The sequence below is a fragment of the Streptomyces sp. P17 genome, assembly GCF_032436805.1.
Taxonomy (GTDB): Bacteria; Actinomycetota; Actinomycetes; order Streptomycetales; family Streptomycetaceae; genus Streptomyces.
This window is the reverse complement of record NZ_JAVRBF010001084.1, coordinates 1-258: the sequence shown is the minus strand read 5'-3', so window position 1 is coordinate 258 and position 258 is coordinate 1. Positions and strand designations below refer to the sequence as shown.

Genomic DNA, 258 nt, shown 5'->3' with positions numbered 1-258 from the left:
ACTGAGTGCTTTGGTATTTATATTTCAACTGGCAATCGTTGCAGCACCGAGGATGCTATATCTAAAGGTAGCTGGGATTGCTCAGGCTCAACTTGTGTACGTGATGAATCCGGCAATACTCCTCCTCCGCCATCTGAAGATAATGGCGATGTTGATTATCGTGAAACTCAAATGCCTTACACTGTAAAGCTTGGAACTGCTGGCTTTTCTACTACTCTTGCTCAGGGTTTGCGTGGTATTGTTGAGAATAATCGAGAG

At 44.2% G+C, this 258-nt stretch carries 1 protein-coding gene; it reads left to right on the top strand.

Annotated elements, in window-relative coordinates; all coding sequences use genetic code 11:
* The coding region (locus tag RMT89_RS44015; RefSeq protein ID WP_315889366.1) for a hypothetical protein at positions 1-258 on the top strand (258 nt) is incomplete at both ends.